Origin of the sequence: Bacillus sp. Bvel1 (genome assembly GCF_014872755.1) — a bacterium.
GTDB lineage: Bacteria > Bacillota > Bacilli > Bacillales > Bacillaceae > Bacillus > Bacillus velezensis.
This window is the reverse complement of sequence record NZ_JAAOBZ010000007.1, coordinates 258,418-280,964: the sequence shown is the minus strand read 5'-3', so window position 1 is coordinate 280,964 and position 22,547 is coordinate 258,418. Positions and strand designations below refer to the sequence as shown.

The following is a 22,547-nucleotide window of genomic DNA, read 5'->3' as shown; positions in this document are numbered from 1 at the left end:
CAAGGGGGAGAACATCAAATGAAAATTGCTTTGATTGCTCACGATAAAAAAAAGCAGGATATGGTTCAGTTTACGACCGCATATAAAGATATATTGAGCCATCATGAGTTATACGCGACGGGTACGACAGGCTTAAAAATCCAGGAAGCGACCGGATTGTCCGTTGAACGTTTTCAATCCGGCCCGCTCGGCGGAGATCAGCAAATCGGCGCATTGATTGCGGCAAATGCCCTCGATCTCGTCATTTTTCTGCGCGATCCGTTAACTGCGCAGCCTCACGAACCGGATGTCTCCGCGCTGATCCGGCTGTGTGACGTATACGCGATCCCGCTCGCCACAAATATGGGAACAGCGGAAATCCTCGTCCGGACGCTGGATGGCGGGGCATTTGATTTCCGCAATCTTGTGCGCGGAGGAGAGCCGAATGTCTGAACACGTTGATATCCTGGCGTTCGGCGCCCATAGTGATGATGTCGAGATCGGTATGGGCGGCACGATCGCAAAATTTACGGCTCAAGGAAAAACCGCGGTGATATGCGATTTGACCGAGGCCGAACTATCATCTAACGGAACGGTAGGGATAAGAAAAGAAGAAGCGGCAGAGGCGGCACGAATTCTCGGCGTAAAAGAGAGAATCCAGCTTACGCTTCCCGACCGCGGGCTTTTGAAAAGTGAGGACGGCATCCGCCGGATTGTCAGTGTCATCAGAGCCTGCCGGCCGAAAACCGTTTTCATGCCTTATCCGAAAGACCGCCATCCTGACCACGGCAATGCGGCGGCTTTGGTCGAAGAGGCGGTGTTCTCGGCGGGAATTCATAAATACAGAGATCATCAGGAACTGCCGGCTCATAAGGCTCAGCGCGTATACTATTATATGATCAACGGGTTTCACCGTCCGGACTTTGTAATCGACATAACGGAAACCATCGATCTGAAAAAAGAAAGCCTGCACGCCTATCAAAGCCAGTTTATTCCTACGGCGCAGTCAGTGAACACACCGCTGACCAACGGTTATATCGAAATGGTGGAAGCGCGGGAAAGACTGTATGGCAAAGAAGCCGGGACGGGGTATGCTGAAGGCTTCTTTTCAAAACAGCTTCCCGTTTTGAATGATGATGTTTTTGGGGGCGGACAATGAGACCATTAAAAATAGGGATTACATGCTACCCGAGTGTCGGAGGCTCGGGTATTATTGCGACGGAACTCGGCAAGCTGCTTGCGGAAAAAGGGCACCAGGTTCATTTCATCACATCAAGCATCCCGTTCAGATTAAATACATATCATCCGAATATTCATTTTCATGAGGTGGAAGTCAACCAATACGCGGTATTTAAACACCCGCCTTATGACCTTACGCTGGCGAGCAAAATCGCCGAGGTGGCCGCGAGGGAAAATCTTGATATCATTCACGCGCATTATGCGCTGCCGCATGCGGTATGCGCTTATCTAGCCAAACAGATGCTCAAGCGTGACATCGGGATCGTGACGACGCTTCACGGTACGGACATCACCGTTTTAGGATATGATCCGTCATTAAAAGATTTAATCCGTTTTGCCATCGAAGCGTCCGACAGAGTGACGGCGGTATCAACCGCGCTTGCCGGAGAAACATATGACTTAATCAAGCCGGATAAAAAAATTGAGACCATCTACAACTTTATTGATGAACGTGTTTATCTTAAGAAAAATACAGAGAGTATAAAAGAGAAACATGGTATTTTGCCGGATGAAAAGGTCGTCATCCATGTTTCGAACTTCAGAAAAGTAAAACGTGTTAAAGATGTCATCCGCGTTTTCCGTAATATCGCAGCCAACACAAAGGCGAAGCTCCTGCTTGTCGGTGACGGGCCGGAAAAGTGCGTCGCTTGGCAGCTTGTCGAAAAATACGGACTGCAGGATCAAGTGCTGCTCCTCGGAAATCAGGACAGGGTGGAAGAGCTGTATTCCATCAGCGATCTTAAGCTTCTTCTGTCTGAAAAAGAAAGTTTCGGACTCGTCCTCCTTGAGGCGATGGCCTGCGGCGTGCCGTGCATCGGAACAAATATCGGCGGCATCCCGGAAGTGATTAAAGATCAAGTAAGCGGTTTTCTGGTGGAAGTCGGCGATATTCAGGCGGCATCTGAAAAAGCGCTTGCCGTTTTAGAAGATAAACAGCTCAGCAAACGATTGACTGATCATGCGCTGAAAATGGTGGAGACCTCCTTTTCTTCGCAAAGAATCGTCAGTCAGTATGAACGGATTTATGACGAATTGGCAGGACCGGAGTGATCTTATGGAACAGGAATTTGTCAAAGCCCTCCCCATCCTTCATCATCTGATGAAGGCGGGCCATCAGGCGTACTTTGTCGGGGGAGCCGTCAGAGACAGCTATATGAAACGAAAAATAGGTGATGTGGACATCGCAACCAGCGCTTCGCCGAATGAGGTGGAGCGCCTCTTTAAGCGGACTGTCGATGTAGGAAAAGAGCACGGCACCGTCATCGTCCTGTGGGAAGATGAAACCTATGAAGTCACCACTTTTCGTGCCGAATCGGAATATAAGGACTACCGGCGCCCTGAAGCTGTGCGGTTCATTACTTCTTTATCAGAAGACTTAAAGCGGAGAGACTTAACGATTAACGCGATGGCGATGTCTGCCGAAGGAGAGCTGCTTGATTATTTCGGAGGCGCACATGATATCGGACAAAAGCTGATCCGTACGGTGGGTAACCCTGAAGACCGTTTTCGGGAAGACGCTCTGCGGATGATGAGAGCCGTCCGCTTTATGAGTCAGCTCGGCTTTCTGTTAGAAAAAGAAACAAGAGAGGCCGTCATAAAAGACAGGGAGCTTTTGGCACATGTATCAGTAGAACGAAAGACCGTCGAGTTTGAAAAGCTGATGCAGGGCGCTTTCTCACAAGAAGCGATTCAAACGATGGTGCAGACAGGTCTGATACAAGAGCTGCCCGGCCTTTCCGGTTATGAGCAGCAAATGCTTGAAGCAAGCGGCTTTCCGTTTTCTTCTTTAGATGCACGCGAAGAACGCTGGGCAGCGCTGTTATTGTTTCTCGGTCTTTGTCCGAAAAGCGCCGAGGCGTTTTTAAAACAATGGAAACTGCCGGGAAAGGTCATAAAAAAAGCGGTGCAGATCATAAGCGTTTATCCGGCGCAGCTGGAAGCAGAAGCGATGTACCGGGCGGGAGAGGCGCTGTTTTCAGCCGTTAAAATCGGGATGCTGAAACAGCATAAGACGATTGATGAACAAAAGCTGAAAGAGGTTCAGAGCCTGTATGAGCAGCTGCCGATCAAAAGCCTTCGAGACCTCGACATTTCAGGCGCTGATCTGATGGAGCTCAGAAACCGCCGCGCGGGTAAATGGGTGGCCGAAGAACTTCGCCGGATTGAAGAAGCGGTATTGGCAGGGAAGCTTCCTAACCGAAAACATGACATAAAGGAGTGGCTCGCATCATGGGATCAACATTAAGAACCCGATTAATTGATTTATTTTCTGAGGCGGGTGACGGCTTTATCTCCGGGCAGAAAATAAGTGACGCGCTCGGCTGCTCGAGAACCGCCGTTTGGAAACATATAGAGGAGCTCCGCAAAGAGGGCTATGAGGTTGAGGCGGTCAGACGAAAAGGGTACAGGCTCATTAAAAAACCGGGGAAACTCAGTGAATCCGAAATCCGTTTCGGGCTGAAAACAGAGGTTTTGGGCAAACAGCTTCATTACCGGGACGTCCTGCCGTCCACCCAAAAAACCGCTCATGAACTTGCCAATGACGGCGCGCCGGAAGGGACCCTCGTAGTCGCCGATAAACAAACGGCAGGCAGAGGGAGAATGGCCAGAGTATGGCATTCACAGGAGGGAAACGGGATTTGGATGAGCCTCATTCTGAGACCCGACGTTCCTTTGCAAAAAACGCCGCAGCTCACCCTGTTATCCGCCGTTGCGGTCGTACAGGCCATCGAGGCTTTTACAGGCGTACAGCCCGCCATTAAATGGCCGAATGATTTAATGATTCACGGCAAAAAAGCCGTCGGGATTTTAACTGAGCTGCAGGCGGAAGAGGACCGTGTCCGTTCGGTTATTCTCGGGATCGGCATCAACGTGAACCAGCAGGAAACCGATTTTCCCGGCGAGCTTCAGGACATTGCGACGAGCCTGAGCATGGAAGCCGGTGAAAAAATTGACAGAGCGGGTCTGATACAAGAGATTCTGCTGACTTTTGAAAAACGCTATCAGGATTACTTGAACCACGGCTTTACACCGATCAAGCTGCTATGGGAAAGCTATGCGGTCGGACTGGGGAACGAGCTCAGAGCGAGAACGCTGCAAGGAACGTTTTACGGGAAATCGCTCGGCATTGATAATGAGGGAGTTCTTCTTTTGGAAACGAGAGACGGTATAAAGAAGATCTATTCTGCCGATATTGAGCTCAATTAATCTTAGTTGGTACAAGCCTCGTGAATTTGGTATACTTCCTATGGGCAGTATCATAATGAACTGCACCTGATCAGCAGAACAGAGATTACGAAAAGTCTGCCTTGATCCAAAAAAGGACTGGGACAGAGGGATGACATTCGCCGAACGTTAAACAAGTGGGAATCCTTCTTATTTTACAGAAGGCTTTTTTGCTTGCGAAGAATTGGCGGCTCATCTCCTCACCGTTTAGAGGAGGAGAAACAGAATGAAAACAAAACTGGATTTCATGAAAATGAAGGAAAACGGAGAGCCGATCGTGATGCTGACCGCTTACGATTATCCGCAGGCAAAGCTTGCGGAACAGGCGGGAGTCGACATGATTTTAGTCGGGGATTCGCTCGGAATGGTCGTGCTCGGACTCGATTCAACCGTCGGCGTAACGGTCAGGGACATGATTCACCATACAAAAGCGGTAAAACGCGGTGCGAAAAATACGTTTATCGTAACTGACATGCCGTTTATGTCTTACCACCTTTCAAAAGAGGATACATTGAAAAACGCCGCGGCCATTATTCAGGAAAGCGGCGCGGACGCGTTAAAGCTGGAAGGCGGAGACGGCGTTTTCGAATCCATCCGCGCGCTGACTCTCGGCGGAATTCCCGTCGTCAGCCATTTAGGCCTCACACCGCAGTCTGTCGGCGTATTAGGCGGATATAAAGTGCAGGGAAAAGATGAGCAAAGCGCGAAAAAGCTCATTGAAGACAGTATCAAATGCGAGCAGGCGGGAGCGATGATGCTCGTGCTTGAATGTGTGCCTGCTGAACTGACTGCTAAAATAATAGAAGAAGTATCCATTCCCGTCATCGGAATCGGAGCCGGTTCAAAAGCGGACGGCCAAGTCCTTGTCTATCATGACGTCGTCGGCCACGGCGTGGACAGAACACCGAAGTTCGTGAAGCAATACGCCAACATCGACGGCACGATTGAGTCGGCCCTCAGCGATTATGTCCGTGATGTGAAAGAACGGGTTTTCCCGGAAGAAAAGCATTCCTTTCAGATAAACCAAACTGTGCTGCAAGGCTTATTATACGGAGGAAAGTAAGCGATGAAACAACTGACAGAAACTCAACAGCTGAAAGAATTAATTGCACAATACCGCTCAGAAGGCCGGACGATCGGATTCGTCCCGACAATGGGTTTTCTTCATGAAGGACACCTGACCCTGGTTGAAAAAGCAAACAAAGAAAACGATATTGTCGTGATGAGCATCTTTGTCAATCCGACTCAATTCGGACCGGGCGAGGATTACGAAGCATATCCGCGAGATTTAAAGCGCGATGCCCGGCTTGCAGAACAGGCGGGAGCAGATGTTTTGTTTACGCCGTCTCCGAGTGACATGTATAAGGGCGAGCAAAATGTTGCCGTGCAAGTGAAAAGGAGAACTGACGTGTTGTGCGGCGCCTCCCGCGTCGGCCATTTTGACGGAGTGGCCACTGTGCTGACGAAGTTTTTCAATCTCGTTAAACCGACCCGCGCCTACTTCGGCCTGAAAGATGCCCAGCAGGCAGCGGTTGTGGACGGATTGATTGAGGATTTCTTTATGGATATCGAATTGGTTGCAGTGGACACGGTCAGAGAAGAAGACGGACTTGCCAAAAGCTCTCGCAACGTCTATCTGACTGAGCAGGAACGCAAAGAAGCGCCGATGATCTATAAAGCATTGCAGCAAGGTGCCGAACTGGTCAGAGACGGTGAAAGAAATCCGGAAACCGTTATAAAAACCGTCACCGATATCATCGAAAACACAAGCGGCGTCATTAATTATGCCGAACTGTACGCTTATCCGGAGCTGACTCCGCTTAAAACATTAAACGGCAAGGTCATTCTGGCCTGCGCCGTCCAATTTTCTAAAGCCAGACTGATTGATAATATCATTATTGATATTGATGAATGGGAGAGATCATAATATGTACCGCACTATGATGGCCGGAAAACTGCACCGCGCTACCGTGACGGAAGCCAATTTAAACTATGTCGGCAGCATCACGATTGATGAAGATCTTTTAGATGCCGTCGGAATGCTCGCTAATGAAAAAGTTCAGATTGTGAATAATAACAACGGAGCGAGACTTGAAACGTATATTATTCCCGGTAAGCGGGGGAGCGGCGTCATCTGTTTAAACGGAGCTGCCGCCCGTCTCGTCCAAGAAGGAGATAAAGTCATTATTATTTCTTATCAAATGATGTCTGATCAGGAAGCAAAAAGCCATCAGCCGAAGGTGGCCGTTCTGGATGATCAGAATAAAATCGAGCAGATGCTGGGCCAGGAGCCGGCACACACGATTTTGTAAAAGAGCCCCCTTCATGGGGGTTTTCTTTTAAGATTTAGGGGCAAAAGCTGTTTTTCCGCTCCATTTCTCAACAAAACGTGTTACACTTTTCTCGTATGCAAGAATTGAGGTGTCCATTTTAATGAACAAACAACGGTTCGTTGTCATAGATGTCGAAACAACAGGAAATTCGCCGAAAAAGGGCGATAAAATCATTCAAATCGCAGCGGTTGTCATTGAAAATGGACAAATAACTGAGCGGTTTTCAAAATATATCAATCCGAATCAGGCCATCCCGCCGTTTATTGAACAGCTGACCGGAATTTCGTCCGGAATGGTTGAAAATGAACTGCCGTTTGAAGCGGTCGCAGAGGAGATTTTTCATCTGCTTGACGGCGCGTATTTTGTTGCCCACAATATTCATTTCGACCTCGGATTTGTCCGGCATGAACTGAGCGAAGCGGGCTATGAGCTGCCGGATTGTGAAGTGCTTGATACGGTTGAGCTTTCGCGTATTGTTTTCCCGGGGTTTGAAGGATATAAGCTCGGTGAGTTGTGCGCAGAGCTGAATATTGTTCATGACCGCCCTCACCGCGCAGACAGCGATGCGGAGGTTACGGGCCTGGTCTTTTTAGACATTTTACATAAACTGAAACATCTGCCTTTACCGACGTTAAAGCAGCTTAGAAGGCTTTCACAGCATTTTATCAGCGATTTGACGCTGCTTTTGGATTCTTTTATACATGAAAGCAGGCCGGCGGAAGAAAAGAGCTGCATTCCATACGCCTCTTTTTCAATTAAAGAGCCCGATCACATTCCGGTTTCCCGTCCGGTGAATGCAGCCATTGACCTTGAAAAGTGGAACGAAGAAAAAGAACAGATCTTGTCCGGCATCATCCCCCGCTATGAAAAGCGGAAAGGACAGCTTACGATGATGGATGAAGTGCTTGGCGCCTTCCGCAATCGGGAGCATGCGCTGATTGAAGCGGCGCCCGGCATCGGAAAAACGATCGGTTATCTCGTTCCGGCTGTTTTATTTGCCAAAGCGGAACAAACTCCCGTCATTATCAGCACGTACTCTACTCTTTTGCAGCAGCAGATCATGTCTAAAGATCTTCCGCTTTTGGAGCGTATGTTTCCTTGGCCGGTCAAAGCCGCTATTTTAAAAGGGAAATCACATTATCTGTGCCTGCCGAAGTTTGAACATATTCTGCATGAGGAAGATGACAACTATGATGCGGTTTTGACGAAAGCGCAGCTTCTCGTCTGGCTGACAGAGACTGAAACGGGCGACGCCGCTGAGCTGAATCTTCCATCAGGCGGCAGATTGCTGTGGGAGCGCATGGCTTACGATGAGAATTCTTTTATGAAAAAAGGGAAGGACTCGGCTGCCGGGTTTTATGAACGGGCTAAAGAAAAAGCGCAGGCCGCAGATCTGATTATCACAAACCATGCTTTGCTGTTTTCAGATCAAAGCAGTGAAACGAAAAAACTGCCTGCAAGCGGAACGGTCATCATTGATGAAGCGCATCATTTCGAACGCGCCGCCAGCGAGCACCTGGGGAAGAGAGCTTCATACATCGGACTGCACACAAAGCTCAGCCGAATCGGGACCTTAAAGGAACACGGACTGTTAAAGCGGATGAGAAAACTGTTTTATACGTATGAACTGCCGGCGGAAAGTTTTTTTGACGCCGATGAGTGGATGAAGCATATTCAATCGGAAAGCGACGCATTTTTCAGTTCAGTGCATTCTTTTGTCAAACGAAGAAAACCTAAAGACGATCTGAACCGTCTCGTCTATAGTCTCAATCATAAAAGCCAGGATAAAGGATTTCACATGATAACGGACGGAGCGGAGCGGCTTTGTGCGATGCTGGATCAGCTGCTTGACATGTTTTCCGTACAGGAGAAACTGTTACACCAAAAGCTTGATCAGATGAAAAGCGGAGCGGCTTTTTTAGCGGGCGAATATGTAAAGTGTATCAGGGGGCTGAAAGAATATCGCGATACGTTCAGCAGGCTGCTGTTTGAAAATGATGAGAAAGAAGCCGTTTGGGTTGAAATTGATGCGAAGGGCGCAAAAAATGCCGTCAGCATCTATGCGCAGCCTTTGGAGCCCGGTGAAATGCTGGCAGACCAGTTTTTCGCCCGCAAAAAAAGCGTTGTGCTCACATCAGCGACCTTAATGGTGGAGCAGTCTTTTCAATTTATGATTGAAAGGCTCGGACTTGCGGATTTTTATCCGCGCACCAAAAGCATCCCGTCTCCTTTTTCTTACGATGATCAGATGAACGTCATCATTCCGAAAGAGATGAAATCCGTTAAATATGACGGGGAGCGGGAAGTCATTGAGCATATTGCCAAGTATGCAGAAATCATGTCAAAGGGAAAACAGCCGAAGATCCTTGTCCTGTTTACCTCTCATGATATGCTGAAAAAAGTGTATCAGGAACTGAAACTCAGTATGGAGATCTCAGGCATTCAGCTTCTCGCCCAAGGTATTTCAGGCGGGAGTCCCGGTAAATTAATGAAAACCTTTAAAACGGCAAGCCGGGCGATTTTGCTCGGGACGAATCATTTCTGGGAAGGCGTTGATTTTCCGGGGGATGAATTGTCAACCGTCATGATCGCAAGACTTCCTTTCAGGGCGCCTGATAATCCGCTTCACGCCGCAAAATGCGAATTTGCCAAGAAGCAGGGGAAAAATCCGTTTCAGACGATTTCCCTGCCTGAGGCCGTGTTAACGTTCAGACAGGGGATCGGGCGCCTGCTCCGTACGGCGGGAGACAAGGGAACGATCGTTCTTTTAGATCAGCGTGTAAAGACGGCGGGATACGGACGGCTGTTTCTTGAAGCGCTCCCGACTTCATCCCTTTTGGAGCTGACGGATGCCGAACTCGGGGCTTATGTCAGCCAAACGGAATAAAAGCCGCATAAACGCGGCTTTCGTGGTGTGGGATGAGGAATTGTTTTTATAGTAAAAGCGGGTTCATGCCGCCTTGTGATTTTATTATGCCGCGGGCGCATCCCGTTATGACTAACAAAATTTGTTCGACCGATGGAGGGTATAAAAATGGAAAGCAAAATTGAAATTCTGTCAACGATTAATGTGGAGCATTCAGATGATTTATATAAAATCGTCGATACATTAAACCGGACTTTGAAACGGGACAACCTGATGTTCGGCCTTGCGCTCGACGAAGAAAATCAAAATGAAGCGGTCTTCACCATTTATCGCACATAGGTGAAAAAGATGAGAAAAAAAGCATTAATATTTACAGCCGTATTTGGTATTATTTTTTTAGCAGTTCTTTTATTTTCGGCCAGCATTTTTAAATCTGCAATGGCTCAAAAAGAAGAAGGCCACGAAACAGCTGCCGCAGCCGCTAAAGAAAAAACGAATCTGACAGACGCTGAGAAAGTGGAGACCTTTGTCGGCAAACAGAAATATTATGTTGTTACCGGAACGGATAAACATGGAAAAGATATGTATGTATGGGTTCCGGCCGACAAAAAAGCAAAAATTCTCTCAAAAAAAGCCAGTGACGGCATTTCAAGCGGCAAGGCTGCCAAGATCGTTCGGGACGAAGGGCTTGTTTCCAAGCTGAATGGCGTTCACCCGGCGAGAGAAAACAATGTTCCGTTATGGGAAGTGACCTATATCAACAAAAGCGGGCAGTATAGCTTTAGCTATGTGGACTTTACAAGCGGCAAGATTCTCAAAAACATCACACCGTGAGACGTATTAGGGGGAGTTCAAGTTGAAATTGGCAAAAAGAGTATCCGCATTAACACCGTCTGCAACACTTGCAATTACCGCAAAAGCGAAAGAGCTGAAAGCGGAAGGCCATGATGTCATCGGCCTCGGAGCAGGAGAACCGGATTTTAATACGCCTCAGCACATTATAGATGCCGCGGTGCGTTCCATGAATGAAGGCTATACGAAATATACGCCTTCAGGCGGTCTGCCGGCCTTGAAAGACAGTATCGCAAAAAAATTCAAAAACGATCAGGGGATTGAATATAAGCCGTCAGAAATCATTGTCTGCACTGGAGCGAAACACGCTCTGTATACATTATTTCAGGTCATTCTCGATGAAGGGGACGAAGTGATTATACCGACTCCTTACTGGGTCAGCTATCCTGAGCAGGTGAAACTGGCAGGGGGGCGTCCCGTCTATGCAGAAGGGCTGGAATCCAATCAGTTTAAAATTTCACCGGAGCAGCTGAAGCAGGCTATCACTGAGAAAACAAAAGCCCTCATTATCAATTCACCGAGCAACCCGACAGGTGTTATGTATACGAAGGAAGAGCTTGCGGAACTCGGAAAAGTGTGTCTGGAGCATGGCATTCTGATCGTTTCTGACGAGATTTATGAGAAGCTTACATACGGAGGAAAAAAACACGTCTCAATCGCACAGCTTTCAGATGAATTGAAAGAGCAGACGATCATCATTAACGGCGTTTCGAAATCTCACAGCATGACGGGCTGGAGGATCGGCTATGCGGCGGGTTCGGAGACGATTATTAAAGCGATGACGAGCCTTGCAAGCCACAGCACCTCAAATCCGACGTCCATCGCTCAATACGGCGCCATTGCGGCCTATAACGGGCCGGCTGAGCCGCTGGAAGAGATGAGACAGGCATTTGAGCACAGACTGAATACCATTTACGCTCAGATCAGTGAGATTCCCGGATTCACCTGTGTCAAACCTGAAGGAGCGTTTTACTTGTTCCCTAACGCCAAAGCGGCCGCAGAAAACTGCGGATTCAAAGATGTCGATGAATACGTCAAGGCGCTTCTGGAAGAAGAAAAAGTCGCCATCGTGCCGGGCTCGGGTTTCGGTTCACCGGACAACGTCCGCTTATCTTACGCAACGTCACTCGATCTTTTAGAAGAAGCGGTCAAGAGAATCCGCCGCTTTACGGAAAAACACAGCTGATTCTGAAAAAGCGGCTTTTAAAGCCGCTTTTCACTTACATTGACCCCGTTAGAGTAGAACGGGTATAATAAAGTGATGAAAAAAGAGATTCAGGCAGATTCCTGAATGTCTTTCTTGTTCTGGAGGGAAAGAGTTTGAAAACAACAATCAACCAAGTGTATAAACACACAGGCGAGGAAGTAACGATTGGAGCTTGGGTCGCTAATAAACGCTCAAGCGGTAAAATCGCATTTTTACAGCTGAGAGACGGTACCGGCTTCATTCAGGGAGTTGTCGTCAAAGCTGAAGTAGAAGAAGACATCTTCCAAATCGCGAAATCAGTGACGCAGGAAACGTCACTTTATGTAAAAGGAATTGTGAAAGAGGACGAGCGTTCACCGCTTGGCTATGAGCTTGCTGTTACATCCATTGAAGTCATTCACGAAGCGACTGATTATCCGATTACGCCTAAAGAGCACGGTACGGAATTCTTAATGGATCACAGACATTTATGGCTCCGTTCGAAACGCCAGCACGCGATTATGAAAATCCGTAACGAAATCATCCGTGCGACTTATGAATTTTTCAACAAAGAAGGCTTCGTGAAAGTTGATCCGCCGATTTTGACGGGAAGCGCTCCCGAAGGCACGACTGAGCTGTTCGCGACGAAATATTTTGATGAAGACGCCTTCTTGTCTCAAAGCGGCCAGCTGTATATGGAAGCAGCTGCAATGGCGCTCGGAAAAGTATTCTCTTTCGGACCGACGTTCAGAGCGGAAAAATCGAAAACGAAACGCCATCTCATCGAATTCTGGATGATTGAGCCTGAAATGGCATTTGTTGAATTTGAAGAAAACCTTGAAGTTCAGGAGAATTATGTTGCATACATCGTACAAAGTGTGCTGGAACATTGTAAGATCGAGCTGAACACATTAGGAAGAGACACATCGAAGCTTGAACAAATCAAAGCGCCATTCCCGCGCATTACGTACGATAAAGCGATTGAATTCCTGAAAGAAAAAGGCTTTGACGATATTGAGTGGGGAGATGACTTCGGTGCGCCGCATGAAACAGCGATCGCAGAAAGCTATGACAAACCGGTGTTTATCACCCATTACCCGACGTCATTAAAACCGTTCTATATGCAGCCTGCCAAAGATCGTGACGATGTCGTGTTATGTGCCGACTTAATCGCTCCGGAAGGCTACGGGGAAATCATCGGCGGTTCAGAACGTGTTCATGATATGGATTTATTGGAAGAAAGATTAAAAGAACACGGTCTGGATTCAGATGCTTACAAATGGTATGCTGAACTCAGACAATACGGTTCTGTTCCGCACTCCGGCTTCGGCCTCGGACTTGAGCGGACAGTGGCTTGGATCAGCGGAGCGCCTCACGTGCGTGAAACGATTCCGTTCCCGAGACTTCTGAACCGTCTGTATCCGTAATAGTTATGAAAAACGAAGTCTCCTGCAAGGGAGACTTTTTCTAAGTAAAGGGGAAAGCTCCCGGAGATAACCTTTTACAGTAAGAGGTGTAAGGATGAAAAAACAGCAATTTATAGATATGCAGGAACTCGGCATTTCAAGCATTCCCAACCTGCTGCTGACACATTACCGGCAGCTCGGGCTGAATGAAACCGAATTGATCCTGCTTTTGAAGATTAAAATGCATTTGGAAAAGGGCTCTTATTTTCCGACGCCGTTTGAACTTCAATCAGGCATGTCCATCTCTGCTGAAGAATGTACAAGCTGCCTGAGAATGTTTATTCAAAAAGGTTTTCTGTTTATTGAAGAATGTGAAGACCATAACGGCATAAAGTTCGAAAAATATTCTCTGCAGCCGTTATGGGCGAAGCTGTATGATTACATGCAGCATTCTCAAAATGAAACGCAGGAAAGAACGTCAGAAAGAGAACAAAAAAGCCTGTATACCATCTTTGAAGAAGAGTTCGGAAGACCGCTGTCGCCGCTTGAATGCGAGACGCTGGCCATATGGCAGGATCAGGATCAGCATGATGCGATTCTGATTAAACACGCCTTAAAAGAAGCCGTTTTATCGGGGAAACTCAGTTTTCGCTATATTGACCGGATTTTATTTGAATGGAAAAAGAATGGCTTCAAAACGGTTGAGCAGGCGAAGGCGCACAGCCAAAAATTCCGGCGTGTTCAAACGAAACAGAATGATCCGCAAAAAGAGTATACGAGGCAGGTGCCTTTTTACAATTGGCTGGAACAATAACATGAGAAGGGGAGAAACGTGTTAAATTTAAAGCAGATTGAATATTGTCTTGAAAAAATCGGCGATATGTTTCCGCACGCAGAATGTGAACTTGTCCATTCAAATCCTTTCGAATTGGTTGTGGCAGTCGCATTATCCGCGCAATGTACGGACGCTCTCGTCAACAGAGTGACAAAAACGCTATTTCAAAAATATAAACGGCCCGAAGATTATCTTGCCGTATCGCTGGAAGAACTCCAGCAGGATATTAAATCAATCGGTCTGTACCGTAATAAAGCCAAAAATATTCAAAAGCTGAGCAAAATGATCATCGAAGAGTACGGCGGAGAAGTGCCGAAAGACCGGGATGAGCTTGTGAAGCTGCCGGGTGTCGGACGGAAAACGGCAAATGTGGTCGTGTCTGTTGCTTTCGGCGTACCTGCGATCGCAGTAGACACTCATGTGGAGCGGGTCTCTAAACGGCTCGGCATCTGCCGCTGGAAGGACTCTGTTTTGGAAGTAGAGAAAACATTAATGAAAAAAGTGCCGAAAGAGGATTGGTCTGTTACGCATCACAGATTAATATTTTTCGGCCGGTATCACTGTAAAGCGCAATCTCCCCGCTGTGCGGAATGTCCTTTGCTTCCGCTATGCAGAGAAGGGCAGAAGCGTGACAAAAAAGGGCTGGTGAAACGGTGACGGCGATTGACATTCTGGCAGGCTATGAAACATACCTGCGCAGCCTTACGGACTTGGAAAGCCTCGAGATCAAAGCGGCGCTGCGCCGCCATCCGCTGTATATGGATTTCAGCGGTCAGCCAACAGTGCAGCCATGGAGGGAAAGGGGCGAATATGTCCCGTTTCTTTTTCAGATTTGGAATGAAACGAAAGAAACGCTGCTTCCCGTTTTTCAAACAAGAAAATCGAGATGTGATCAAAATGACATGCTGAAGGGAATAGCCTGTCTGATTGCCGCTTTTCATTGGACGGCAGGGGAGCGGGTCACATCACTCGACTGGACTGTGCTTGAAACAAAGCATTTTCCCGCGGAACCGATCAATTGGGCGGAGCGAATGGCGTTTATTTTAACAAAACCGACTCAATTTCACTCGTTTATTCAGCTGGATGAATTGATGACGGAGATGAAGAAACAATATCATAAATATGAAGCCATGAACAAATGTTAAAAACCTCCTTTTCCCATAAGGAGGTTTTTTTGTACGAAAAAATCCTTCACCTGTTTGGGGTGAAGGATTTCGTCCGCTAATGAGCGGGATTTGACTGGATGGTTGACGAATTGGACTGCCCGTTGATAGTTGAAGATGAGTCTTGGTTTTTATCCGTTTGACCGCTGTCAGGTTTATTTGAGCCGTCTGAACCGGAATCGGAATCATTATCAGAGCCGTTATCTTGCTGTCCGTTGTTATCGGTCCCGTTGCCGGGCTGATTCTGATTGTTGTTATCTGTTTGATCCTTATCGGATTGATCCTGATTTTTATCCGGGTCATCAGTTGGTGTTTGATCCGATCCGTCAGACGTATCTGTCTGATTGTCATCTGTGTTTGAATCATCAGTTTGCGTCTTGTCCTTATCTTTATCTTCATCAGTCTTCTGTTCATCGTCAGTCGCTTTATCTTTATCCGCATCGTCTTCTTCATCTTTCGGGACTTTGAAAGATGCTGATGCCGTATCGCTTTTTCCGTCATCGTTTTCCGCTGTCACCTGGAAGCTGTATGTGGAGCCTGGCGTGACATTTGAGACGACGGCTTCTTTTGCCGAACTGTTTTGAATGTCACTGTAGCTTCCGCCGTCAACGGATTGTTTGACATTGAATGTTGCATCACCGTCATAATCCCAGCTTAAGGTTAATGATTTTTTATCTTTGTCGTATTTCACTTGCAATCCTGTCGGTTTATCGGCTTTTTCTTTCGTGTACGTTTTAGAAACGGCAGTTGGCTGCGTTCCTTTCACGAAGTACTCCGTCACTTTTTTATCATCCGGCGTATTCGGTCCGGCTAAAGCGGCAGGATTCGAGCCTTTCTCAACTGTTTCTTTTACAACGCTGTCAGGCTGCTTGAAGCTTCCTTTACCGTCATCAACGTATGAGATCAGCTTTTGGAAAATCCGTTTTGCGACTTGCTGGTCTGCAGAAGACAGTGATTTCTTGCCTGCTTTGTTGCCAGACTCAACTCCGGTCCAAACCGCCGCTGTATATTGAGGGGTGTATCCGACAAACCATGAGTCTGGGACTCCGCCTGGAGCAATGTTATATTTTTGAATGTCCTCTTTAGTAAAGTTGGTCGTACCCGTTTTACCGGCGACTTCCACGTTCGCCACCTGAGCCAGTTTACCTGTTCCTGATTCGACAGCTGATTTGAGCATATCTGTAATCATAAACGCTGTGTAGTCGCTCATAGCACTTTTCGGTTTCGGTGTTAAATCAAGCTTAGTGCCGTCATTAAATTCAATCGATGTGACCGCGTGCGGTTCGTTGTACGTTCCGTTATTTCCGAACGCACTGTAGGCGCCTGCCATGGTCATAGTAGATACACCGCGGTTACCCTCACCAAATCCCCCGATAGAGTAGGGTTCATATACTTGATCTTTGTTTAATCCCAATCCTAAGTCGTTTGCGAAGTCGACGGCATGATCTTTTCCTGCTGCTTGGTATGCTTTTAAAGCAGGAATATTACGTGAGTCTGCGAGGGCCTCTCGCATTGATATCTGGCCTCTGTATTTATTGTCCCAATCATGAATCGGTGTGCCGTCAGAGTACGTATAAGCTGAGTCGTCAATCTGTTCATACGTCGACCATTTTTTATTTTCAATGACCGGTCCGTAATCAAGAATCGGTTTTATCGTCGAACCGGGCTGGGTTTTACCTTGTGTTGCATAATTGAATCCCCCGGTAGTTCTGTTCCGTCCTGCCCCGATGGCGCGGATTTCTCCGTTTGTCGTATCAAGGAGCGTGACGCCGCCCTGCATGCCTTCCGAAAAGCCGGCTGTGTCACCGTTCATCAATTGATCAAGATAATCTTGTGCTTTCGTATCAAGAGTCGTATAAATTTTCAGTCCGTCAGTTGAAATATCGACGTCTTTCTTTTCTTTTGTCTCAATTTCTTTCATAACTTCTTCGACAAAAGCGCTGTATTTATTTGTGTCCTTTTTATCGTATTCCTTTTGGCTGACGACGCCTTCATCTTTCATGGACACTTTCTTCGCTTTTTGGTATTCAGAGTTTGAAATGAATCCTTGTTTTTCCATTAAGCTGAGAACGATGTTTCGTCGTTTTTCGGAAGCCTTCGGGTTTTTAACCGGGTTATATCCGGTCGGGCTTTGCGGCATTCCGGCAAGCGTCGCAGCCTGTTCGACCGTAAGTTTGCTTAAGTCTTTTACGCCGAAGAATTCTTCAGCCGCTTTTCCGACGCCGTAGGCGCGCGGTGAGAAATAAATTCTGTTTAAATACATTTCTAAGATTTCATCTTTAGAATAATGGCGCTCCAGCTGCAGGGAAAGCCACACTTCCTGTGCTTTCCGTTTAATCGTTTTCTGATGGGTCAAAAGCGAGTTTTTCACAACCTGCTGGGTGATTGTGCTTCCTCCCTCTGAACCGAACCCATCCGTAAAGTTGGCGACCAAAGCGCCTCCGATACGAATCGGGTCTATACCGTGGTGCTTATAAAAACGGGCGTCTTCAGTTGCGATAAATGCTTCTTTCACAACATCGGGTATATCCTTAATCGGGACGTAGGTTCGTTTTTCACCGCCCACTTCCGCGATTTCTTTTCCGTTTTTATCGTAAATCGTTGAAGAGTAAGGCGTTTTCAGCTTGGCTTCGTCCAAAGACGGCGCGCCGGAAACCAAAACGGCAAATGCCGCCGCTCCGCCGACTATGCCAAGGACAAACAGAATAACCAAGGACAGCACAATCTTTTTGAATAAACCGCCTTTACGCTGTTTCTTGCCTTTTTTCGGTGAAGAGGGCTTAGTGCTTTTCGTCTGCCTTGCCTTACGGCGTTCTTCACGGCTCGTAAATTGATCTGACATAACATCTCAACCTTTCGTTTATCAACCTTTCGCTCAGTCTACTGTTCCTGCGAAAAATAAAGCTGTTCAATAATACTAATATAATCAATTCTCGGTGAGTATCCAAGGGAAATCGGAAAGGAAGCATCTTCTAATTCGTCTTTGCGAATTGATTTTCTGCCGTTCTTCTCCTTTCTCTCCCAAAAGACAAACAGCTTGTCGGCTTCGAGGAAATAAACCTTTCCGAAAGCGGATATAATAACAAAACAAATGCCGTCTTGCCTGACCACCTGCTTCATATGCTCAATCTGATGATCATGAAAATTCTGCAGGGGAAATGCCGTTTTGTTTTTTGTTTCTTTTGCCTCGAAATCGATGTAGCGTCCTTTATAAATGCCGTTGTAGTCAGTTGTTGAAGACTGTTTAAAATAAGCTTCCTTAATGACTGCGGCGCTTCTTTTCGGATAGTGGACGTTTACAATCTGGACGGGTGTCGGCTTTTTGTGAATGACAGCAATTTGGTTAGCCAGATAATACTTATTCGTTTCATTCAGGTCGTCTTCGAGGGTCATGCCGCGATTACTGTAGGAATGAGACCGTTTCTGGCTGTTTTGGGATGAAACCGTTTTGTTCGGCTGAAAAGTTTTTCCATTCGGGTACCGAATCACTTTTTCCATCCTCCTTATCAAACTAATAGTGACGGAAGTGAATGAACGTGCATAAACGACAGACCGTAACCGCCATTCTTCGCCTGATCGAAAAAGAGACGAAAATAAAAAATGCCGATAATATTTCCCGGACGAATGCCTATAAAGCATATTATGACCGCCATCCTGAGATCAAGTGGCCGCTTTTGGCATCCTTTGTGTCCCGCAATGCGGGCTGGTCGATGACTGATTTAAGAGGCGTCCTTTATCAGGAGGGCCTTGACAGCAGTCAGAAAAACTGGTTTTTCCTTTCGTATGAAAGGGCGAATTGGCTGATTTTTTCTGATGCCTATCCTCAGCTTCTGGTCTACCAGTGGTCAAAACAAATCGGCGAACCTCTTTTCCGTCATCTTCCTTATTTCCGCGTCTCGGCTTTTATGCAGGAAGAATGGTTCCGCTTTTGGCGTGACGGAGATACGGAACGGCTCATGTATGCTCTTATTATAAATGAACAAAACACTATCCAAGCACCTATTATACAAAATCCTTCGTTTAAAAAGAATGTTTTTGGCACGATTCCTTTTTATTTAAGTGATTGGTTTCACTTTAATACGGTGATATTCCCTTCATTTGACGGACATTTATACGGAATTTCCGTCAAACGGTTTTCAAAAACCGAAGAGAGAATTACGCTCGGAAAACAGCTGGCCCGCCTTCTGTTCAGCCCTGATCTTCACGCTTCTTTTTACCGTTTTCTTGATACCGTTCCTCATACCGGTTCACGCTTTGATATGGAGAAAATGATCGGCATCAAAAAAAGAACATCACCGATGCTTAGGACAACCTATCCCATTGTTGCCCACCCATTAGACGGCGAAAGGGCGGATTGGTTTCAAAAAAGGTTAAGAAAAGGGGCTTTCTTACAGGAGAAAATGCCGAAACAGCTTGAACTGACGGACTGGTACTTCCAGAAAAGACGGGAGCTCCATGCGATCTTCGCGGTTAAAGAGTGGCTGAAGAAATGAAAAAGCCCGAAACCGTTCGCTGGGGTTTCGGGCTGCTGATGTGTTACGTGGAAGGGCGGTTTGGGCCGCCTAATTTTTTATCAAGCGTATCAGTCGTTTTTGCTTCGGTTTTTTGCTGTTTACCTGCATTTTTCGGTCTCGTTTTCATACGGCACCTCCTCAACTGTATCGTTTGCATTAACGTGCCGGTTCATACAAAGTTTGCGGCACTTTTTTGTCGAAAGGCACGCCTTTTAGGATAATCTCTGTTTGTTTGCCGAACTGCTTCTAGTTTTGTCATGTGCAGAGGAGAGCGGTATGAAAACGAGAATTATATTTGAAAGAGACGCAAGTGATAAAAGGGAGGAACATGAATGTCTGTTTACACGAGCAAGGCTGATATTCTCCGTCTGCTTTCTGATATCGAAATCCGGATTTCTGCTGCTGAAAAAACGCTTACCCAAGCAGTCAGATCCTGTCAGGCGGAAGCTGAAGAAATCAGACAGGAGAAACTTTCCCGTCTTGAGGAAGAGGCGCGGGAGCTTCATGTTTGTATTGATGACCTGTTTTTGACTGACCGGCGTAAAAAGGATTTGCCGCGAGTCTGCCGGATAAGCTGATTTTGTGCAAAAACTTTGGTACCATATGTACTGAGGTGAGTCCGTTTGCAGACACAGTCGTTATTGGAGCTGACAGAACAAATGATAGAGGCAGTTCTGGAAGCCGAAAAAAGGTATCAGGATGGAAAAGAGTCAGGCCGTTCATATGATTTTTTTGAGACGATTAAACCCGATGTTGAAAAAAGAGACCGGCTTTGCGCGCTTTGGACAGAAGCAGCGCTTGCGTTTATTCAGGAAAACCGTCCGAAATACGTTCATCATGCACAAATTCAGGCCGTTACAGAAAATTTCGGGGAGCTGATGCTCCAATCATATGTTCATCATATTCATAAAAAAAGATACAGGGATTTAACTGAATCTGTTTTATATACGCTTCGTATATTAAGGGATGAGATTGAAAAAGAAGGCAGCTGAAAACGGCTGCCTTCTTTTATATAAAGGGGTCGGGTATGTTATTCATACGCCGGGTTTTCTGCTCCACTTGCTTCGAGAACCTTCATACTGTTTCGAAATTCGGTTGCGGTGAGATGGCCTTGAATATAGAGGAATTTTGCAAAGTCCATCAGTTTATCTGCACAATCTGTTTCATATTTTTTCACTTCAGCAAAACGCTTTCTTAAGTATGATACGTTCATAATGGTGCATCCCCTCTCATGTATGTTGAGATTATGTTAACATAACGATTCGACTTTTTTCTGTTTTTAAAAAATTAAGACTTTCGACAGCATTTGACAAAGATCAGAATCACCGAAAGCACATAACCAAGGCGGAATTCATACATATATAGCAGAAACTTAGTGAGAGACAAGGGGGAATGTCATATGCAATGGAGAGCGCAGCCATATCAAAATATGTACCAGCAGCCGGCGGGATATTTCTACCCGCAGCAGATACAGCCATTACAGCCGCCGTATCCGCAGCAGATACAGCCATTGCAGCAGCCGCCATATCATCAGCAAGGGCAGTACCCGCAGCAATTTTATCCGAATCAGGAATACGGTCATATACAGCAGCCGTTTGCTCCTGCTCCTCCTCAGGCAGGCATGCCCGGGGGCCAGCCGGGGTTTGTGAATCCTTACCCCGTTCCCAGACCGAATCAGCAGCAGTCTTCCCAATTCTCAGGCATACTCTCCCAGTTTAAAAAAACGAACGGACAGTTTGACTTCAATAAAATGATGGATACAACGGGGCAGATGGTAAGCGCCGTAAATCAGGTCGGATCGCTGGTGAAAGGCTTCACCAGTATCTTCAAATAAAAAGCATGAATGATATCCATCATTCATGCTTATTTTTTAGGGAAAAAGAGGGTAAGCGTCTGTTCATTCCAGGATGTTTCCATATCTTCTTCACTTACCTTATACGGGAGGACAACGGTTCTTGTCATGCTTGAAGACACATGGGATGATTGAGCCTGTTTATGATCGTAGCGGATTGTAACGTGAAGGTAGCACCCTTTCGTTTCCACCAGCATATCCCCGTCACGGAACGTCTCGGGAACGCCGATATCAACCGCGAGCCCCGTCGGCTCTTCTCTGACGTCAATCGTCACTTGCGCTTCAGTAAAAGCCGAATTGACAAGGTGCTGAAAACCCTGCATCAATTCTGCGAAGGGACCTGAGTGAAAAAATTGGTCCATCGCATGGCTGATGATGTCCTCATTACTTTGCGGATCAAGTTTATCGTTTTGGGATTGATCCATATGACCACCGCCTTTTTACAAACAGACTATGCGATGCTATGCCGTATGGTTAAGAATTGAAGGAAAAAAGAAAGTATGGTTAAATAGTGGAGAATAAACTGGTAACGGATTCACATTTAGGAAGGGGAGCACAACACATTGCTGAAAAAATTATTCGGATTGGGAGACAGCCGGAAAAAGCCGGCCGAGGAAGTGATTTTTTCTCCGGCTGACGGAGCGGTGATGGATTTGGCTTCAGTGCCGGATCCTGTATTTTCACAAAAAATGATGGGGGACGGGATCGCCGTCGAGCCTGCAAACGGAGAAATTGTTTCACCGGTTGAGGGAGAAGTGATTCAGCTGTTCCATACAAAACACGCTGTCGGCATCCGCACCCTTTCCGGAGCGGAACTTTTGATACATGTCGGTTTGGATACCGTCAATATGAACGGCGAAGGCTTTGAAGCGCATGTAAAAGAAGGAGACAAAGTGAAAACAGGCGATCTGCTTTTAACGTGCCGGCTGGATTTAATAAAAGAAAAAGCAAGCAGCACCGTCATCCCTATGGTGATTATGAATGGCGATGCCGCAGAACCTTTGCAATTTGCAGGCGCAAATGAAGCGAAAAAAGGACAAACAGAGCTTTTTACGATAAAAATGAAGTAGGCAGGGGCTGATTCCCTGCTTTTTTTC

At 46.7% G+C, this 22,547-nt stretch carries 26 protein-coding genes; 21 read left to right on the top strand and 5 right to left on the bottom strand.

Annotation, left to right across the window (positions count from 1 at the left end):
- Positions 1-18 precede the first annotated feature (18 nt).
- The 16 genes from mgsA to HAP68_RS10620 all read left to right on the top strand — a co-directional run bounded on the left by mgsA (position 19) and on the right by HAP68_RS10620 (position 15,066).
- Positions 19-432 carry a methylglyoxal synthase gene (gene mgsA, locus HAP68_RS10695; RefSeq protein WP_003153499.1) on the top strand — a complete coding sequence of 138 codons (414 nt, stop codon included), beginning with the start codon at positions 19-21 and terminating at the stop codon, positions 430-432.
- A complete protein-coding gene (gene bshB1 / locus HAP68_RS10690) occupies positions 425-1,138 on the top strand; it encodes a bacillithiol biosynthesis deacetylase BshB1 (RefSeq protein ID WP_003153501.1) in 714 nt (237 codons plus the stop codon). The genes mgsA and bshB1 overlap by 8 nt, the downstream gene beginning before the upstream one ends.
- Positions 1,135-2,268 carry an N-acetyl-alpha-D-glucosaminyl L-malate synthase BshA gene (gene bshA / locus HAP68_RS10685; protein WP_014305295.1) on the top strand — a complete coding sequence of 378 codons (1,134 nt, stop codon included), beginning with the start codon at positions 1,135-1,137 and terminating at the stop codon, positions 2,266-2,268. Before bshB1 ends, bshA begins: the two co-directional genes overlap by 4 nt.
- A 4-nt stretch (positions 2,269-2,272) precedes the next feature.
- Positions 2,273-3,463: a CCA tRNA nucleotidyltransferase gene (locus HAP68_RS10680; protein WP_003153504.1), complete on the top strand. Its 1,191-nt coding sequence runs from the start codon at positions 2,273-2,275 to the stop codon at positions 3,461-3,463.
- Entirely contained in the window at positions 3,448-4,425 is a 978-nt protein-coding gene (locus HAP68_RS10675) for a bifunctional biotin--[acetyl-CoA-carboxylase] synthetase/biotin operon repressor (RefSeq protein ID WP_024085532.1), read from the top strand. Before HAP68_RS10680 ends, HAP68_RS10675 begins: the two co-directional genes overlap by 16 nt.
- Before the next feature lie 244 nt (positions 4,426-4,669).
- Positions 4,670-5,506 carry a 3-methyl-2-oxobutanoate hydroxymethyltransferase gene (panB, locus tag HAP68_RS10670; RefSeq protein WP_024085531.1) on the top strand — a complete coding sequence of 279 codons (837 nt, stop codon included), beginning with the start codon at positions 4,670-4,672 and terminating at the stop codon, positions 5,504-5,506.
- 3 nt (positions 5,507-5,509) lie between these two features.
- Entirely contained in the window at positions 5,510-6,370 is an 861-nt protein-coding gene (gene panC / locus HAP68_RS10665) for a pantoate--beta-alanine ligase (protein ID WP_024085530.1), read from the top strand.
- A 1-nt stretch (position 6,371) separates the two neighbouring features.
- Positions 6,372-6,755: an aspartate 1-decarboxylase gene (gene panD / locus HAP68_RS10660; RefSeq protein ID WP_003153510.1), complete on the top strand. Its 384-nt coding sequence runs from the start codon at positions 6,372-6,374 to the stop codon at positions 6,753-6,755.
- Between the two features lie 121 nt (positions 6,756-6,876).
- The gene (gene dinG, locus HAP68_RS10655; RefSeq protein ID WP_014305292.1) at positions 6,877-9,663 is read left to right on the top strand and encodes an ATP-dependent DNA helicase DinG; all 2,787 of its coding nucleotides are present in this window, start codon (positions 6,877-6,879) and stop codon (positions 9,661-9,663) included.
- 147 nt (positions 9,664-9,810) lie between these two features.
- On the top strand, positions 9,811-9,981 hold the full coding sequence (locus HAP68_RS10650) for a YpmA family protein (protein ID WP_003153512.1): 171 nt from the start codon (positions 9,811-9,813) through the stop codon (positions 9,979-9,981).
- A gap of 9 nt (positions 9,982-9,990) precedes the next feature.
- Positions 9,991-10,476 carry a cell wall elongation/penicillin-binding protein regulator TseB gene (tseB, locus tag HAP68_RS10645; protein WP_014305291.1) on the top strand — a complete coding sequence of 162 codons (486 nt, stop codon included), beginning with the start codon at positions 9,991-9,993 and terminating at the stop codon, positions 10,474-10,476.
- 22 nt (positions 10,477-10,498) lie between these two features.
- Entirely contained in the window at positions 10,499-11,680 is a 1,182-nt protein-coding gene (locus HAP68_RS10640; RefSeq protein WP_024085528.1) for a pyridoxal phosphate-dependent aminotransferase, read from the top strand.
- A 134-nt stretch (positions 11,681-11,814) separates the two neighbouring features.
- The gene (gene asnS / locus HAP68_RS10635; protein ID WP_003153515.1) at positions 11,815-13,107 is read left to right on the top strand and encodes an asparagine--tRNA ligase; all 1,293 of its coding nucleotides are present in this window, start codon (positions 11,815-11,817) and stop codon (positions 13,105-13,107) included.
- 94 nt (positions 13,108-13,201) lie between these two features.
- A complete protein-coding gene (dnaD, locus tag HAP68_RS10630; protein ID WP_003153516.1) occupies positions 13,202-13,900 on the top strand; it encodes a DNA replication protein DnaD in 699 nt (232 codons plus the stop codon).
- Positions 13,901-13,918: 18 nt separating this feature from the next.
- Positions 13,919-14,578, top strand: coding sequence for an endonuclease III (gene nth, locus HAP68_RS10625; protein ID WP_003153517.1), 660 nt, complete (start codon positions 13,919-13,921; stop codon positions 14,576-14,578).
- Positions 14,575-15,066, top strand: a complete 492-nt coding sequence (locus HAP68_RS10620) for a YpoC family protein (RefSeq protein WP_014305289.1) — start codon at positions 14,575-14,577, stop codon at positions 15,064-15,066. The genes nth and HAP68_RS10620 overlap by 4 nt, the downstream gene beginning before the upstream one ends.
- Before the next feature lie 76 nt (positions 15,067-15,142).
- Here HAP68_RS10620 and HAP68_RS10615 read toward each other — a convergent pair whose 3' ends face one another.
- Complete coding sequence (locus HAP68_RS10615) at positions 15,143-17,926, bottom strand: PBP1A family penicillin-binding protein (protein ID WP_014305288.1); 2,784 nt, start codon at positions 17,924-17,926, stop codon at positions 15,143-15,145.
- Between the two features lie 38 nt (positions 17,927-17,964).
- Positions 17,965-18,573: a Holliday junction resolvase RecU gene (gene recU, locus HAP68_RS10610; protein WP_003153521.1), complete on the bottom strand. Its 609-nt coding sequence runs from the start codon at positions 18,571-18,573 to the stop codon at positions 17,965-17,967.
- 41 nt (positions 18,574-18,614) lie between these two features.
- On the opposite strand from recU, the gene HAP68_RS10605 reads away from it, so the two are divergent.
- Positions 18,615-19,577: a DUF2515 domain-containing protein gene (locus HAP68_RS10605; protein WP_041482374.1), complete on the top strand. Its 963-nt coding sequence runs from the start codon at positions 18,615-18,617 to the stop codon at positions 19,575-19,577.
- A gap of 43 nt (positions 19,578-19,620) precedes the next feature.
- On the opposite strand, the gene sspM is transcribed toward HAP68_RS10605, so the two are convergent.
- Positions 19,621-19,725: an acid-soluble spore protein SspM gene (sspM, locus tag HAP68_RS10600; protein WP_003153525.1), complete on the bottom strand. Its 105-nt coding sequence runs from the start codon at positions 19,723-19,725 to the stop codon at positions 19,621-19,623.
- A gap of 205 nt (positions 19,726-19,930) precedes the next feature.
- On the opposite strand from sspM, the gene HAP68_RS10595 reads away from it, so the two are divergent.
- Both HAP68_RS10595 and HAP68_RS10590 read left to right on the top strand, forming a co-directional pair.
- The gene (locus HAP68_RS10595) at positions 19,931-20,176 is read left to right on the top strand and encodes a DUF5446 family protein (protein ID WP_014305286.1); all 246 of its coding nucleotides are present in this window, start codon (positions 19,931-19,933) and stop codon (positions 20,174-20,176) included.
- A gap of 45 nt (positions 20,177-20,221) precedes the next feature.
- Positions 20,222-20,590, top strand: coding sequence for a YppE family protein (locus HAP68_RS10590; protein ID WP_003153529.1), 369 nt, complete (start codon positions 20,222-20,224; stop codon positions 20,588-20,590).
- 38 nt (positions 20,591-20,628) lie between these two features.
- On the opposite strand, the gene HAP68_RS10585 is transcribed toward HAP68_RS10590, so the two are convergent.
- Positions 20,629-20,811, bottom strand: coding sequence for a YppF family protein (locus tag HAP68_RS10585; protein WP_003153532.1), 183 nt, complete (start codon positions 20,809-20,811; stop codon positions 20,629-20,631).
- Positions 20,812-20,997: 186 nt separating this feature from the next.
- On the opposite strand from HAP68_RS10585, the gene HAP68_RS10580 reads away from it, so the two are divergent.
- Complete coding sequence (locus tag HAP68_RS10580; RefSeq protein WP_003153534.1) at positions 20,998-21,432, top strand: YppG family protein; 435 nt, start codon at positions 20,998-21,000, stop codon at positions 21,430-21,432.
- A gap of 29 nt (positions 21,433-21,461) precedes the next feature.
- Here HAP68_RS10580 and HAP68_RS10575 read toward each other — a convergent pair whose 3' ends face one another.
- Positions 21,462-21,875 (bottom strand): alpha-crystallin domain-containing protein, encoded by a 414-nt coding sequence (locus tag HAP68_RS10575; protein ID WP_003153535.1) that lies wholly within the window; start codon positions 21,873-21,875, stop codon positions 21,462-21,464.
- Positions 21,876-22,013: 138 nt separating this feature from the next.
- On the opposite strand from HAP68_RS10575, the gene HAP68_RS10570 reads away from it, so the two are divergent.
- Positions 22,014-22,520: a PTS sugar transporter subunit IIA gene (locus HAP68_RS10570; RefSeq protein ID WP_003153536.1), complete on the top strand. Its 507-nt coding sequence runs from the start codon at positions 22,014-22,016 to the stop codon at positions 22,518-22,520.
- Positions 22,521-22,547: the final 27 nt, after the last annotated feature.

Coding starts and splice junctions, on each gene's coding strand:
- mgsA (WP_003153499.1), top strand. CDS start 19: ATGAAAATTGCTTTGATTGCTCACGATAAAAAAAAGCAGGATATGGTT.
- panB (WP_024085531.1), top strand. CDS start 4,670: ATGAAAACAAAACTGGATTTCATGAAAATGAAGGAAAACGGAGAGCCG.
- HAP68_RS10585 (WP_003153532.1), bottom strand. CDS start 20,811: ATGAACGTATCATACTTAAGAAAGCGTTTTGCTGAAGTGAAAAAATAT.
- bshA (WP_014305295.1), top strand. CDS start 1,135: ATGAGACCATTAAAAATAGGGATTACATGCTACCCGAGTGTCGGAGGC.
- bshB1 (WP_003153501.1), top strand. CDS start 425: ATGTCTGAACACGTTGATATCCTGGCGTTCGGCGCCCATAGTGATGAT.
- dinG (WP_014305292.1), top strand. CDS start 6,877: ATGAACAAACAACGGTTCGTTGTCATAGATGTCGAAACAACAGGAAAT.
- dnaD (WP_003153516.1), top strand. CDS start 13,202: ATGAAAAAACAGCAATTTATAGATATGCAGGAACTCGGCATTTCAAGC.
- HAP68_RS10680 (WP_003153504.1), top strand. CDS start 2,273: ATGGAACAGGAATTTGTCAAAGCCCTCCCCATCCTTCATCATCTGATG.
- tseB (WP_014305291.1), top strand. CDS start 9,991: ATGAGAAAAAAAGCATTAATATTTACAGCCGTATTTGGTATTATTTTT.
- HAP68_RS10595 (WP_014305286.1), top strand. CDS start 19,931: ATGTCTGTTTACACGAGCAAGGCTGATATTCTCCGTCTGCTTTCTGAT.
- HAP68_RS10615 (WP_014305288.1), bottom strand. CDS start 17,926: ATGTCAGATCAATTTACGAGCCGTGAAGAACGCCGTAAGGCAAGGCAG.
- panC (WP_024085530.1), top strand. CDS start 5,510: ATGAAACAACTGACAGAAACTCAACAGCTGAAAGAATTAATTGCACAA.
- HAP68_RS10575 (WP_003153535.1), bottom strand. CDS start 21,875: ATGGATCAATCCCAAAACGATAAACTTGATCCGCAAAGTAATGAGGAC.
- sspM (WP_003153525.1), bottom strand. CDS start 19,725: ATGAAAACGAGACCGAAAAATGCAGGTAAACAGCAAAAAACCGAAGCA.
- HAP68_RS10650 (WP_003153512.1), top strand. CDS start 9,811: ATGGAAAGCAAAATTGAAATTCTGTCAACGATTAATGTGGAGCATTCA.
- HAP68_RS10605 (WP_041482374.1), top strand. CDS start 18,615: ATGAACGTGCATAAACGACAGACCGTAACCGCCATTCTTCGCCTGATC.
- HAP68_RS10675 (WP_024085532.1), top strand. CDS start 3,448: ATGGGATCAACATTAAGAACCCGATTAATTGATTTATTTTCTGAGGCG.
- panD (WP_003153510.1), top strand. CDS start 6,372: ATGTACCGCACTATGATGGCCGGAAAACTGCACCGCGCTACCGTGACG.
- HAP68_RS10580 (WP_003153534.1), top strand. CDS start 20,998: ATGCAATGGAGAGCGCAGCCATATCAAAATATGTACCAGCAGCCGGCG.